This window comes from Rhodocyclaceae bacterium, from assembly GCA_020248265.1.
Classification (GTDB): Bacteria; Pseudomonadota; Gammaproteobacteria; order Burkholderiales; family CAIKXV01; genus CAIKXV01.
The window spans coordinates 113,586-127,876 of the sequence record JADCHX010000002.1 but is presented as its reverse complement, the minus strand read 5'-3'; the positions used below and the strand labels follow the sequence as shown (position 1 = coordinate 127,876).

General features: G+C 70.4%; 13 protein-coding genes. 12 read left to right on the top strand and 1 reads right to left on the bottom strand.

Annotated elements, in window-relative coordinates; genetic code table 11:
* Positions 1–145 precede the first annotated feature (145 nt).
* The 6 genes from ING98_01455 to ING98_01430 all read left to right on the top strand — a co-directional run bounded on the left by ING98_01455 (position 146) and on the right by ING98_01430 (position 7,290).
* Positions 146–1,039: a polysaccharide deacetylase family protein gene (locus ING98_01455; protein ID MCA3100514.1), complete on the top strand. Its 894-nt coding sequence runs from the start codon at positions 146–148 to the stop codon at positions 1,037–1,039.
* 104 nt (positions 1,040–1,143) lie between these two features.
* Entirely contained in the window at positions 1,144–2,019 is an 876-nt protein-coding gene (locus ING98_01450; protein MCA3100513.1) for a tripartite tricarboxylate transporter substrate binding protein, read from the top strand.
* Between the two features lie 8 nt (positions 2,020–2,027).
* A complete protein-coding gene (locus ING98_01445) occupies positions 2,028–3,368 on the top strand; it encodes an MmgE/PrpD family protein (GenBank protein ID MCA3100512.1) in 1,341 nt (446 codons plus the stop codon).
* 65 nt (positions 3,369–3,433) lie between these two features.
* Entirely contained in the window at positions 3,434–4,879 is a 1,446-nt protein-coding gene (locus ING98_01440; GenBank protein ID MCA3100511.1) for an MmgE/PrpD family protein, read from the top strand.
* Between the two features lie 73 nt (positions 4,880–4,952).
* Complete coding sequence (locus ING98_01435; protein ID MCA3100510.1) at positions 4,953–5,957, top strand: tripartite tricarboxylate transporter substrate binding protein; 1,005 nt, start codon at positions 4,953–4,955, stop codon at positions 5,955–5,957.
* 46 nt (positions 5,958–6,003) lie between these two features.
* On the top strand, positions 6,004–7,290 hold the full coding sequence (locus ING98_01430) for an amidase (GenBank protein MCA3100509.1): 1,287 nt from the start codon (positions 6,004–6,006) through the stop codon (positions 7,288–7,290).
* A gap of 5 nt (positions 7,291–7,295) precedes the next feature.
* Here ING98_01430 and ING98_01425 read toward each other — a convergent pair whose 3' ends face one another.
* Positions 7,296–8,501 (bottom strand): iron-containing alcohol dehydrogenase, encoded by a 1,206-nt coding sequence (locus ING98_01425; protein MCA3100508.1) that lies wholly within the window; start codon positions 8,499–8,501, stop codon positions 7,296–7,298.
* Positions 8,502–8,563: 62 nt separating this feature from the next.
* On the opposite strand from ING98_01425, the gene ING98_01420 reads away from it, so the two are divergent.
* The 6 genes from ING98_01420 to ING98_01395 all read left to right on the top strand — a co-directional run bounded on the left by ING98_01420 (position 8,564) and on the right by ING98_01395 (position 14,264).
* Positions 8,564–9,277 carry a hypothetical protein gene (locus ING98_01420; protein MCA3100507.1) on the top strand — a complete coding sequence of 238 codons (714 nt, stop codon included), beginning with the start codon at positions 8,564–8,566 and terminating at the stop codon, positions 9,275–9,277.
* Positions 9,278–9,295: 18 nt separating this feature from the next.
* Positions 9,296–10,528, top strand: coding sequence for an aminotransferase class V-fold PLP-dependent enzyme (locus ING98_01415; protein ID MCA3100506.1), 1,233 nt, complete (start codon positions 9,296–9,298; stop codon positions 10,526–10,528).
* Positions 10,525–11,442, top strand: a complete 918-nt coding sequence (locus ING98_01410; GenBank protein MCA3100505.1) for an FAD-dependent oxidoreductase — start codon at positions 10,525–10,527, stop codon at positions 11,440–11,442. Before ING98_01415 ends, ING98_01410 begins: the two co-directional genes overlap by 4 nt.
* Entirely contained in the window at positions 11,436–12,107 is a 672-nt protein-coding gene (locus ING98_01405; GenBank protein ID MCA3100504.1) for a glutathione S-transferase family protein, read from the top strand. Before ING98_01410 ends, ING98_01405 begins: the two co-directional genes overlap by 7 nt.
* A 115-nt stretch (positions 12,108–12,222) precedes the next feature.
* On the top strand, positions 12,223–13,239 hold the full coding sequence (locus tag ING98_01400) for a tripartite tricarboxylate transporter substrate binding protein (protein MCA3100503.1): 1,017 nt from the start codon (positions 12,223–12,225) through the stop codon (positions 13,237–13,239).
* A complete protein-coding gene (locus ING98_01395) occupies positions 13,236–14,264 on the top strand; it encodes a hypothetical protein (protein MCA3100502.1) in 1,029 nt (342 codons plus the stop codon). The genes ING98_01400 and ING98_01395 overlap by 4 nt, the downstream gene beginning before the upstream one ends.
* The last annotated feature ends 27 nt before the right edge of the window (positions 14,265–14,291 follow it).

Sequence of the window (14,291 nt, the reverse complement as noted above, 5' to 3'; positions counted from 1 at the left end):
GCGGCACCGGGATGGCCCCGAAGGCCGCACCGCCCTCCTGCTCGGTCGATGCCGTCTGCGCATCAATGGCTGGCCGTCAATGCATTTTACTGCGCGCATCCGTTGTGCAAGACTTCCACGCGTAACGCACTCCGAGAGGATGGACATGGAACCCAGCGACTACGGCCCGTTCGAGTACTCCCCGATCAACCGGCGCGCGCCCTGGCACTGGCCCAACGGGGCCCGGCTTGCGCTGTGGGTGGTGCCGAACATCGAGTTCTTCCCGCTCACCCGCCCCCTGCCGGGACACCCCTGGGAGAAGGCGAGCGGCAACGCAGCCGATGCGCCGACTGTGCGCGCCTGGGGCCAGCGCGACTACGGCAACCGCGTCGGCATCTTCCGCATCATGGAGGTGCTCGAGAAGATGGGCATCCGCGCCACCGCCACCATCAACAGCGACGTCTGCGACCGGCATCCGCAGATCGTCGAAGACGCGGTGAAGCTCGGCTGGGAGTTCATGGGGCACAACAAGACCAACAGCCAGCGCCTGACCGGCCTCGACCGCGAGGCCGAGCGCACGGTGATCCGCGATGCGCTCGAACGTATCCGGCAGGCCACCGGGAAGAAGCCGGTCGGATGGCTCGGCTCGGGCCTCGCCGAGACGTGGAACACGCTCGACCTGCTCGCCGACGAGGGCTGCCTTTACGTGTCCGACTGGGTCAACGACGACCAGCCGTACCGGATGAACGTCGGCAACCGCGAACTGGTCTACCTGCCGTACTCCTACGAGATCAACGACTCGCCGCAGCTCTACTACCGCGACCGGTCGATCGAGGAGTTCGAACTGATGATCAAGCACCAGTTCGACGTGCTCTACCGCGAGGCGGAGCATTCGGCGCGGGTGATGGCGATCTGCCTGCATCCGTTCGTCATCGGCGTGCCGCACCGCATCGGCGGCCTGCAGCGCGCGCTGGAGTACATCTGCAGCCATGCCGGGGTGTGGAAGGCTACCGGCACCGAGATCGTCGAGGCCTACCTGAAGACCGGAGTGAAGCTGTGACCGCAGGCCGGCCCCGGTTTCTCAAGGGACTGGCCCTTGCGGCCGCCTGCCTGCCGACGGCGGTGGCGGCCGCCGCGCCCGACTATCCACGCCGTACGATCCGGATGATCGTCGCCTTCACGCCCGGTGGCGGCACCGACATCACCGGGCGCATCGCGGCACAGGCGATCGCCGAGGGCCTCGGCCAGCCGGTGGTGGTGGACAACCGCCCGGGCAGCGGCGGCATCATCGGCACGCAGATGGCCGCGCGCGCGCTGCCGGACGGCTACACGCTGATTACCGGTGGCACCGGTTCGCATGCGATCAACCCGGCGCTGTACAAGGACATTCCCTACGACCCGGTGCGCGACTTCGCGCCGGTGACGCTGGTCGCTTCCACGCCGTACCTGATGGTGGTCACCAACGGCCTGCCGGCGAAGTCGGTGCGCGAGTTCATCGCGCTGCTCAAGTCCGATCCGTCGCGCATCAACATGGCGTCCTCGGGCTCCGGCGGCATGCCCCACCTGGCCGGCGAACTGTTCCAGCTGATGGCCGGCGTGAAGATGACCCACGTGCCGTACAAGGGCACGGGCGCTGTGTTCCCGGACCTGATCTCGGGGCAGGTGCAGGTCACCTTCGGCGACTTGATCGCCGCCTTCCCGCATGTGAAGGGCGGCCGCCTGCGCGCGCTGGCCATCACCTCGCCAAAGCGGGTGGCCAGCCTGCCCGACGTGCCGACGGTCGCCGAGGCCGGCGTGCCGGGCTACGAGGCGGTCGGCTGGTTCGGCGTGTTCGCGCCTGCGCGCACGCCGGTGCCGATCGTCGATGCGCTGCAGGGTGCGATCGCGCGTTTCCTGGAACGTCCGGACGCTCGCGAGAGGTTCGCCGGCCTGGGTGCCGACGTGGTCGCCAGCCGGCCGGCCGAGTTCGCCGCGGTGCTGAAGGCGGACATCGCACGCTGGGCGCGGGTGGTGAAGGAATCCGGGGCGAAGGTCGAATGAAGCCGGGCATGGGAGCCGAGCCGGTCACCCGGGCGCTGGTCGAACGGGCGCATGCGCTGACGCTGGCCTCGCTGCCGGCCGACGTTCGCACGCTCGCGTTGCAATGCATCCTCGATACCCTGGGCGTGATGCTGGTCGCGCGCGACGAGCCGCTGGTACGCCTGCTCGCACGGTCGGTGGAGGAGGAGGGCGGGCGGCAGCAGTCGACCGTGCTGAGCAACGGGCTGCGCGCCTCCGCGGCGCAGGCTGCGCTGTGCAACGGCACGCTCGCGCATGCGCTCGACTACGACGACGTGAACCTCAACATCAACGGCCATCCGTCAGCGGTGTTCCTGCCGGCACTGCTGGCGCTGGGCGAAGCGGTCGATGCCTCCGGCGAGGACCTGCTGGTCGCGTTCGTCGCCGGCTACGAGCTGGCCTGCCGTGCCGGGTCGCTGGTGCAGCCCGACCACTATGCGCGCGGTTTCCACTCGACCGCCACCGTCGGTGCATTCGGTGCGGCGATGGCCTGCGCACGCCTGCTCGGGCTGGATGCCGGCCGTTGCGGGCATGCGCTGGGCATCGCCGGCACGCGTGCATCAGGGCTCAAGGCGATGTTCGGCACCGACTGCAAGGCCTACCACGCAGGTCTCGCCGCGGAGGACGGCGTGCGTGCCGCGCTGCTGGCCCGGCAGGGGATGTCGAGCCGCCCCGACGTGCTCGAATGCCGGCAGGGCTTCGCGGCTGCGCTGAGCACCGACTTCTTCCCCGAGCGCGCGCTGGTCGAGGACCGCTGGTTCATCCGCGACAACCTGTTCAAGTACCACGCGGCCTGCTATGGCACGCATTCCACGATCGAATGCGCTGCGCGTCTGCGCGCCGAGCATGCGATCGATCCGCAGGCGATCGAACGCATCGTGATCCGGGTCGAGAAGGTGAACGACAGCACCTGCAACATCGCGCGGCCGCAATCCAGCCACGAGGCGAAGTTCAGCCTGCGGTTCACCGCTGCGCTCGCGCTGTGCGGGGGCGACACCGGCGCGCTGGACAGCTATGGCGCGCTGCAACTGGCCGACCCGACGATGCGCCGGCTGATCGAGCGCACCGAGGTGGAGTTGGTCGATGGTTGTCCGACCATGTTCACCCGTGTATCCGTGGCCACGGCCACCGGCGAGGTGTCGACCGAGCACGATTCCGGCGTGCCGTTGTCCGACCTCGATCTGCAGGGCCGCAAGCTCGATGCCAAGTTCGCGTCCCTGGCCGGTCGCGTGCTGGGCAGCCGGCGCGCGGCCGAGCTGTCGTCCGCCATCCGGTCGATCGAGGAAGTCCGTGTGCGCGACCTGGTCGCCTTGTGCGCCGTGGCAGACTGACCCGGACGACCGACCCATCGAAGACCCTGCAGTCGGCACAGACCGGCGCACCCGAGGAGCCCTCCATGAATGAACCGATCGCCGACGATCCTGCCCTGCGCCCGGCCGACGAGGCCGCGGTCCGTGCAGCGGTCGGCTCCGGCATCCTGCGGTTGACGGACTGGGCATCGGGCCATCGCCTGCCCGGCCGCGATGGCGGCGATCCGCTCGCGGCGTTTCCCGCGGCGATCGCGTTTCGCGCCGCCCGGGTGATCGGCGACGATCTCGCCGCCGCGCTGGCGGCCTCGCCCGAGCCGGAAGTCGGTCGGGTGCATCGCCAACTGGTGCGGCGCGGGGGCGCCGCCGAATGCACGCTGCTGTCCGACCCGCCATCGCGCACCGACCGGTTCTCCGCCGCGCTGGGCAACGGGATTGCCGCCAGCTGGTGCGAACTCGACGAGGGGTATCGCCTGGCGCCATGCCATGCCGGGCTGTACACGCTGCCGGCGCTGTGGGCGGAAGCTGAGGCGGGTGGGCTCAGCGTGGCGGAGGTGCTCGCCTGCGCAGTGCTGGCCTACGAGGTGACCGGGCGCTTTGCGCGGTGCTGGATCTTCCCGCAGATGACGCTGCATCCGCATCCGCAGACCGCAGCGATCGGCGGTGCGATCGCCACCACGCTGGCGCGGCGCGCCGATGCCGCGCTCACCCACCGGGCAGTCACTGCAGCAGCCACCCTGGTGACCGTGGGTGGCTACGAACACGCACTGCACGGTGCACTCGTGCGAAACGTATGGGCGGCGGTCGGTACTGCCAACGGCATGCGTGCGGCCGACTGGGCCGAGTGCGGGCTGGGCGGCCTGCCGGATGGCGCCTACGACGTGTTCACCACGCTGCTCGGCCAGGCGGCCGATCCGGCTGCACTGGCCGACGGCCTCGGCGAGACCTGGGCGATCGAGTCCGGTTACCACAAGGTGCACGCATGCTGCCAGTCGACGCATTCGGCGGTCGAGGCGACGCAGGCGGCGATGGCCAGCCTGCCGCCGGGACGCACGCACGCCGATGTCGAGTCGGTGCTGCTCGAGACGCACCGTCCGCAGATGAGCAATCCGCGGCCGGGCACCACGCTCGCGGCGCGCTTCTCCTTCGAGCATGTGCTTGCGACCGTGCAGGTACATGGCCACGCCGGTGCGGATGCGTTCGCCGCCGCCACCCTGGACGACCCGGCGATCGTGCGCCTGCGCGAGCGCATCCGGCTGGAACCCTATGCGCCGGTGCGCCCGCGGCCGCTCGACCGACCAGCCCGGGTCACGCTGACGCTGTCCGATGGCACCCGCGTCACCGGCGAATGCCTGAGCGCACGTGGCGGGCCCGACCGGCCGTTCGACGACGCGCAGATCCGTGCCAAGGCGCAGGGCATCACCGGCACCCGGCATCCGGGCTTCGTCGCTGCGGTCGAGGCGCTGGAGCGGCTGCAGCCGGCGACGCTGGCGCAGCCGTGGTCCGCATGGATGTCCGCCGCACTCGCGCGCTGAGCGCATGGTGCGATCGGCCCATGTCTTGCTTTGGTCCGTGCCGGCAGCCCGCCGAAACCACAGGAGTCCGTCGATGCGATCCTCACCGAGCCTTCCGTTGCTGACCTTGCCGCAGCCGCGTCCGTGGCTGCTTCCGGCACTGCTGCTCCTGCTGCCGCTGGCCGACGGCGCATCGGCGCAGGCCTGGCCGGCGCGCACGGTACGCATCGTGGTGCCGTTCACCGCAGGCGGCACCACCGACATCATCGCGAGGCTGGTCAGCGCGCGGCTGTCCGAGGCAATGGGGCAGCAGTTCATCGTCGACAACCGGGCCGGGGTCGGCGGGGTGCTCGGCATGGACATCGTGGCCAAGGCTGCGCCCGACGGCTACACCGTGGTGCTCGGTTCCACCAGCTCGACCGCGGTCAACGTCGGCCTGTACCCCAGGATGCCCTACGACCCGCTGAAGGACCTCGCGCCGATCATGCAGGTGGCCACCGGCCCCTACGTGCTGGCGGTGCATCCGGCGCTGCCGGCCAAGGACGTCGGACAGCTGATCGCACTGGCGCGGGCGCGTCCCGGCCAGCTCAACTTCGGCTCGTCGGGCAACGGCACCGCGCTGCACCTGACCGCCGAACTGCTGAAGTCGATGAGCGGCACCCGCATGGTCCACGTGCCGTACAAGGGCGCGTCCGCGGCGATGCCGGACCTGCTGTCGGGGCAGACGCAGTTCATGTTCTCCGACATGCCGCTGTTCGCGCCCTACGTGAAGGCAGGCAAGCTGCGCGCGCTGGCGGTGACCACCGCGAAGCGCTCGTCGGTGCTGCCGGAACTGCCGCCGATCGCCGAGACGGTGCCCGGCTACGAAGCGACCTCCTGGTACGGCTTCATGGCACCGGCTGGCACGTCGCGCGAGATCATCAACCGGTTCAACGCCGAAGTGGTGAAGGTGCTGCGCCTGCAGGACATCCGCGACCGCTACCGCGAACTCGGCATCGAGCCGGTCGAGGGCACGCCGGAGCAGTTCGGTACCTACATCGCGAGCGAGATCCGACGCTGGGGTGCCGTGATCAAGTCGGCCGACGTGAAGATCGACTGAGCGATGTCCGTCCGGCAATCCAACGGCCCATTGCAGGGGGGGCGCGATGCAGCCCGATGAACTGGGCGCGGTCGAGGCGCTGGCGCAGATGCGCGCCGGCCGCCTTAGCGCGACGCGCCTGGTCGAGGCCTGCCTCGAGCGCATCGCGCTGCGCGAGGCGCAGGTGCAGGCCTGGGTGGCCATCGATGCCGACGGTGCGCTGGCCCGCGCACGCGCGATCGACGCGGCCGGTGACCGGCGCGGGCTGCTGCCGGGCATTCCGGTCGGCGTGAAGGACGTGATCGAGACAGCCGGGCTGCCGACTGCCTGCGGATCGCCGATCTATGCCGGCCATCGGCCGAAGGCCGACGCCGCCTGCATCGCGCTGCTCCGGGCCGAGGGTGGCATCGTGCTCGGCAAGACGGTCACCGCCGAGTTCGCCACCACCACGCCGGGCGCGACCCGCAACCCGTGGAATCCGGCGCACACGCCGGGCGGTTCCTCGAGCGGCTCTGCGGCAGCCGTGGCCGATCACATGGTGCCGCTGGCCTGCGGCACGCAGACTTCAGGGTCGGTGCTCAGGCCGGCGGCCTTCTGCGGCATCGTCGGCTACAAGCCGACCTACGGCTGGCTCAGCCGGCAGGGCGTGAAGCAGGTATCGGAATCGCTCGACACCCTGGGCACCTTCGGCCGCAGCGTCGCCGATGCCGCACTGATGGCCGCGGCGATGGCCCGGCAGCCGGGCCTCGCGCTGGCCGATCCGGTGGCGCCGCCGTCGGTGACGGTCGTGCGCACGGAGGCGGCACACGAGGGCGGGCCCGAGGCCTGGGCCGCGCTAGAGGCAGTCGTGCAGGCGCTGTCCCGTGCAGGCGTGGTGGTCGATGCCTCGGAGCTGCCGGCGCCGTGCGGCGAACTGCCGCGCATCCATCCGTTGATCGAGCACTTCGAGGCTGCGCGCGCGCTGGCGCACGAGCATACCCGGCATGCCGACCGGCTCAGTGCGAAGCTGCGCGATCGCCTCGACCACGGGCTGGCGCAGCCGGCCGCCGAGTATCGGCAGGCGCATGCGCTGGCGCAGGCGTGCCGCGAATCGGTCGCGCGCTGGTTCGATGGGCACGACGTGCTGCTGACCCCGAGCGCGCCGGGCGAGGCGCCCGAGGGCCTGGCCACCACCGGCAGTGCAACCTTCAACCGCCGCTGGAGCCTGCTCGGGCTACCCTGCCTGACGCTGCCGGTGATGCGTGGCCCGCGCAGCCTGCCAGTGGGGGTGCAACTGGTCGGCCGCTGGCATGACGAGGCGCGGCTGCTGGCCACCGCGGCCTTCATCGAACGCCTGGTCGGATGGCGCGCCTGATGCACTCACCAGGCCTGCTGCAGCATCGCCTCGATCTGCGCCGCCGATTCGATCGGTCGCGGATTGAACGTCAGTCCCGGCTCGGCATGGATACGCCGCGCGACCTCGGCCAGCGCGCTGCGGGCGATGCCGAATTCGCGCAGCGTGCGGCGCAGTCCCGCCGCGCGGGCGTAGCGTTCGAGCCGCTCGACCAGCGCGGCGGTCGAAGCATCCGTGGCACCGATCGCCCGGGCGAGGTCGGCGGCGACTCCGGGGCAGGCCGGCAGGTTGAAGGCCAGTGCATGCGGCAGCACCAGCGCATTCACCTCGCCGTGCGACGCGCCGAGCACCGGCGCCAGCTTGTGGCAGGTGGCGTGGTGCAGGGCGGTACGTGCATTGATGATCGCTGCGGCGACCAGGTAGCTGCCGAGCAGGAGATCGTCTGCGCCGGTTCCGGCGCGCACGCCGTTCTCGGCGAATGCGGCGTCCGCGCCGGCGACCAGCCGGGCGAGCCCCTCGCGCGCGAACAGGTCCGACACCGGCGTGCGCGCCGAGGAGTACAGCGCTTCGCAGCCATGGGCGAGCGCATTGGCGAGCGTGCCAGCCAGCAGTGCGTGCGGCATGCCGTCGAGCACCTGCGGGTCGAACACCAGTACCCGTGCGGCCAGCTGCTGGTCTCGGAACAGTACCTTGTAGGCATCCTCGCGCGTCAGGCTGAAGCCGGGCGTGACCTCGGCACCGGACAGCGTGGTCGGTATCGCGACCAGCGGCACCTTCGGTGTCGTGCTCGGGGTGCCGACGATGCGGCCGTGCTCGTGGCGCAGCGCAAAGCGCTCGATGCCGTCGCCTTCGGCCAGCGCGAGCGCTACGCCCTTGGCCATGTCGGACACGCTGCCGCCGCCGAAGGCGACGATGCCGTCGCAGCCTTCGCGCCGTGCGAGGGCCGATGCCTCGAGCGTGGTCGACAGCGGCGCATGCAGTGGTACGTCGTCCCAGATGACCGGCCGGCCGGCATCGGAGCCACCCTCGAAGCCGGCGATCGCGCGCGCGAACAGCGGGCTGCGCCGGCCGCGGGCGCTGCAGACGACGAACGGGCGGTGCATGCCTTCGGCCAGGGCTTCGGCGGCGACTCGGTCGATCGCACCGGCGCCCTGGACCAGGCGCTGGCGCGGGAAGGCATGGACGAAGGCCAGCGTGGATGCAGGTTGCAGCGGGTCCGTGTGCTTCGGCATGTCGATCAGCGGGCAGGGTGGAGGCACGAGGATAGCGCGGCGCATGCACGCACGGAGGCCACATGCCGCGCGTGAGCGATCCCGGATCGAGCGTCCCCGGCAGCGCTGCCTTCGGCCTCCTCATCTCGTCCTTCGACTTCTCGCCGGTGGCGGAAGACGAGTTCCACGACTGGTACGACACCGAGCACATCCCGGAACGGCTGCGCATCCCCGGGTTCCTCGACATCCGGCGCTGGTCCAGCATCGACGATCCGAAGGTGTCGATGACCACCTATGACCTGTCCGCGCCCGAGGTGCTTCGCAGTGCGGGCTACCTGGCGGTCGGCTACGAGAACAATTCGCCCTGGACGCGGCGCGTCGGCTGGCGCTGTATCAAGCGCCTGCGCGCCGAGGCCGCGCAGGCCTGGCCGGGCTGTGGACTGGCTCCCCAGGACGCGCAGGCGCTGCTGGTGGTTGCGGCGAACCCGCGCGCCGAACGCGAGGCCGAACTGGCCGCCTGGGTCGACACCACCGCCGCCGCGCTTGCGGCCAGGGTTGCGACCGACGTCGCGCCGACGCAAGGTGTCGGGCGCGATGGGATCGCGGGATTGCGCTGCGTGCGCACCTTCATCGCAGCCGCCGGCACGCACCGGCACGTGGTCACCTATCATCTCGACCATGAGCGCCTGCTGCTCGACGGTTCTTTGCAGGCCACGGTGGTGCAGCCCTGGCTCGACCAGCCTGCCGCCACTGACCTTCAGTTCACCCGCTGCCGCCGCTACGTGCGCGGCGGCTGAAAGCCCACGGAGACCACCATGAATGACATGAAGGCACCGGCTGCCGTCAGCCAGGCACCACTGACACCGGCCCAGGTCCGCGCGATGTACCCCGGCGCGCTGTCGCAGACCTACCTCGACGTGGCCGGCCGCTGCTTGATCGGCACCCCGGTGCGCGAGGCGATCGAGCGCCACCTCGACATGCGGATGCTCGGCGGCGACAAGGCTGCGATGTTCGCGCTGGTCGAGCGTACCCGCGCCAGCTTCGCGCGGCTCGTGAACGCCCACCCGGACGAGATCGCCTACACCAAGAACATCTCCGAGGGACTCAACATCGTCGCCACCGCGATCGACTGGAAGCCGGGCGAGAACGTGGTGCTCTGCGCCGACCTGGAGCACGCGAACAACGTGTACGTCTGGCTCAACCTGGCGCGACGGTTCGGCGTCGAGGTGCGCGCGATCCCGATGAGCGGCGGCATGTACCCGGTGGAGGAGATGGCCGCGGCGGTGGACGCGAAGACCCGGCTGGTCACGCTGTGCGCGGTGAGTTTCGCGCCCGGCTTCCGTACCGACCTCGCGCCCCTGTCGGACGCCTGCCGCCGCCACGACGCGCTGTTCATGGTCGACGGCGCGCAGTCGGCCGGCATGATCGACAGCGATGTCGAGCGCTTCGGCATCGATGCGCTCGCGGTATCGACGCAGAAGGGCCTGCTCGCGCTCTACGGCATGGGCTTCCTGTACGTGCGCCGGCGCTGGGCCGAGCGCCTCGCGCCGATGTTTCTCGCGCGCTTCGGCGTCGACCTGGGCGAGAAGGGCGAGGCGGCGCTGGGCGACTTCGACTTCAAGCTGATGCCGGGCGCGCGGCGCTTCGACCTGGGCAACTACAACTTCATCGGCGCTGCCGCGGCCGATGCGTCGATGGACCTGATCCACCGCGTCGGCATCGCGAACATCGAGGCGCACAATACCGCGCTGGCCGTGCAGCTGGCGGAAGGCCTGCAGGCGCTCGGCCTGCCGCTGATCGGCGCGCCGCGCGGCGCGCAGCGCAGCCAGATCGTGATGATCGGTGCGATGGGCGATGGCCACGACGTGGCCGACGACGGCCGCATGCAGTCGCTCTACGAGCACCTGAGCGCCCATGGCGTGAAGCTGTCGGTGCGGCGCGGCGCGCTGCGCTTCTCCATCCATGTCTACAACGACGCATCCGACATCGAGCGAGTGCTGTCGCTCTGCAGGGCGTGGGTCGGCACGGTGGGCAAGGGCGCACGATGAGCTTCGACGTGATCGTGGTGGGCGAGGGCATCGCCGGGCTGGCGACGGCGCGCGACTGCGCGCGCGCCGGGCTGCGCACCGGTACCGTCGAGCAGATGATGTTCGGCGGTCTGGTGACGAGCATCAACGAGCTGATCGACTGGCCGGACGGCGGAGGCGAACCCTGCTCCGGCAGCGACCTGGCCGCGAACTGGATCACCGAGGCAGCCGACGCCGGCGTCGAGAGCCTGGGCGGTTGCGCGACCGGACTCGAGGCATCGGGCAGCGGCCTGCGGCTGCACACCGATGGGGGCACGCATGAAGCGCGCTGCGTGGTGGTCGCTACCGGCGCCTCGCGGCGGCCACTCGGCATCCCGGCCGAGGCGGACTATGTCGACCGCGGCCTGTCGCACTGTGCCGACTGTGACGGGCCCCTGGTCAAGGGCGCCGATGTGGTGGTGGTCGGTGGTGGCGACAGCGCGCTGCAGGAGGCCGCAGTGCTGGCGCACTACGCGCGCACGGTACATGTCGTCCATCGGGGCAGCGCGTTCCGCGCGCGGCCGGCGGTGCGCGCTGCATTCGAGCAGGCCTTCGCGGGGCGCGGCGAGGCGCTGCGCATCCACTGGCAGTCGACGCTGGCCTCGATCGAAGGCACCGACGGCATTGACGCGGTGACCGTCGCCGGGCCCTCGGGAACGTCCCGGCTGCCGGTGCGCGCGGTATACCCGTGCGTCGGCCTGGTGCCCAACAGTGGATGGACCGCGCTGGCCATCGACGCGCATGGCGCGATCGAGACCGATGCGCGGCTCGCCGCGTCGCTGCCGGGCGTCTACGCGGTCGGGGCCGTGCGTGCCGGATACGGCGGGCGGCTGGTCGATGCAGTGGCCGATGCGGCGCTGGCTGCACGGTCCGTGAAGGAGTTGCTGCAATGCTGAAGCTCTGGGGCAGGCTGACATCCAATCGCACGCAGAAGGTGCTCTGGACGCTCGCCGAGATCGGAATCGACTTCGATTTCATCCTGGCCAGCGGCGTGATGGGGCCGGGCGGCCATGTCGCGAAGGGCAATACGCCCTTCGGCGTGGTCGACACGCCTCAGTATCGTGCGCTCAATCCCAACGGACGCATCCCGACGATCGACGACGACGGCTACGTGCTGTGGGAGTCGAACGCGATCTGCCGCTACCTGGTGATGCAGTACGCGCCCGAGGCGATGTACGGCAACGACGTGCGCACCTTTGCGTCGGCGACCCGCTGGCAGGATTTCGAGAACAACGAACTGCTGCCGCCGCAGCACGAACTCGTGATGGAACTGGTGCGGCTGCCTCCGGAGCAGCGCAGCGCGGACAATCTGGCGAAGGCGCGCGCCGCATTCAACAAGCGGCTGGAGATCATCGAGGCCCAGCTCGGGCAGAGCCGCTTCATGGTCGGCGACCGCTTCACCTTCGGCGACATCCCGATCGGCATCCGCGTCCATCGCTGGGTGCTGCTGGAAGCCGAGCGCCCGCGCTTCCCGAACATCGAGCGCTGGTATGCCGGGCTGGTAGAGCGGCCGGCGTTCCAGCGTTTCACCGCCGACCCGGCCAACCATGTCGAGGGCTGACCGGGCGTGAGCGGGCCAGGCGCGCGGCTGTTCCCCGGCTGCGCGCGGCAATGGGTACACTTCGCGCGCCACGTAGCCGCCGGCTGAAGCCGGCGCACCAGCCCTGGAGGAGATCATGGACCGATTCGTTACTGTCTCGCGGCACGCGCCGCGCTTGCCCGCCACACCCACGCGGGCTCTCATGCTGGCGGCACTGACCGTCGCGGCGGGGCTGCCAGCGATCGCGGCCGCGCAGGCACCGGCCTGGCCGGCCAAGCCGGTGCGCGTGATCTTCCCGTATCCGCCCGGCGGTGGCACCGACGCGGTGGGCCGCATCGCGACCAATGCGCTGACCGAGCAACTCGGCCAGACGTTCGTCGTCGATACCCGTCCGGGTGCCAGCGGGCAGATCGGCACCGAGGTGGCCAGCAAGTCGCCTGCCGATGGCTACACGCTCGTGCTCGGCAACGTCGCACCGATGGCGATCCTGCCGGCGTCCAACCCGAAGCTGCCCTACGACCCGCTGCGCGACCTGGCGCCGATCAGCCTGATCGCGACCTCCGACTACATCCTGACCGTGCATCCGTCGCTGCCGGTGAGGAACCTCGGCGACCTGCTCGCGCTCGCGAAGAAGCGCCCGGGCGAACTCAGCTTCGCCTCCAGCGGTGCACTGGGTGGTCCGCACCTCGCCGGTGAGCTGCTGAACCTGCTCGGGGGCGTGAACATGCTTCACGTGCCGTACAAGGGCAACGGTCCGGCCGTGGTCGCCGTGCTCTCGGGCGAGGCGACGATGCTCTACGGCACCGGGCCGGCCGTGGTGCCGTTCGCCCAGCAGGGAAAGATGCGCATCATCGCGACCACCGGCCTCAAGCGCACGATCAAGGACGTGCCGGCGATCGCCGAGCAGATCAACGATTTCCAGGTCACCCAGTGGTACGGACTGCTTGCGCCCGCCGGAACACCGCGCGAGATCATCGACCGGCTGGCGAAAGAGACCGCGCGCGCGGTAGCCGACCCGAAGAACGCCGCCGCGCTGGTCAAGCTCGGGGCCGACCCGATGTCGAACAGCCCGGCAGACTTCCGCCGCTTCATCGAAGGCGAGATCGCCCGCTACACGAAGGTGGTGAAGGCGGCGAAACTTACCGCCCAATGAGCGCAGCGACGGATCTCGATCCTTTCGAGTTCTTCTTCGACAAGCCGTGGAGCGACGGCCTGCCGGTGGTGACGCCGACGCAGGCACGGCTCGACTGGATGCTCGCCGGCACGCGGCGCGATGCAGCCGAGGTGGTCGGGCCAGTGCCGCCGGCGATGAATGTCGCGACCGTGCGCGATGTCGCGCTGCATGCGGTGATGGCCGGCTGCCGTCCCGAGTACCTGCCGGTGGTGCTGGGCGGTCTGTCGCTGATCCTGCAGGAGCCGTTCAACATGAACGGCGTGCAGGGCACGATGCACGGCGTCGCACCGCTGATGATCGTCAACGGCCCGTATGCGGCGAAGATCGGCCTGCACGGCGGCAACGGCTGCCTCGGGCCGGGTTTCCGTGCCAACGCCACCATCGGCCGGGCAATCCGGCTGATCCTGCTCAACCTGGGCGGCGGCATCCCCGGGCTGGCTTCGGCCACCGTGCTGTCGACGCCGCAGCGCTACACCGCCTGCTGGACCGAAAACAGCGAGCGCAGCCCTTGGGAGACGCTGGCGGTCTCGCGCGGCTACCGGCCGGACGAAGACGTGATCACCTGCGCGATGGTCGAGAGTCCGCGCCTGTGCTACGACGACGTGAGCCAGGAGCCGGTACGGCTGCTCACCGGCATCGCCGACACCATGGCCGCGATGAGCAGCTGGAACATGCATGTGCGCTCGGACATGGTCGTGGTGATCGGCCCCGAGCAGGCGACGCTCTGCGAGCGTTCTGGCTGGCCGCGGGCGCGCGTGCACGAGTGGCTGGTGGCCAATGCCGGCATGCAGGTGGCGCAGATGCGCCGGGGGGGCAACTGGCGTGACGAACGGGCTCGGAAGATCGGCGTGGACCCGTCCGACGATGCCGCCTTCGTGCCGGTGATCAAGGACCCGCGCGACCTGCACCTGATGGTCGCCGGCGGCTGGGGGCCGGTCAGCGCGGTTGCGCATGGCTGGGGCGGCGGCAGCCGTGCGGTGCATGGCACCTACCGCACCGACTGATGACGAAGGACATGTGCAGGGAAAGGA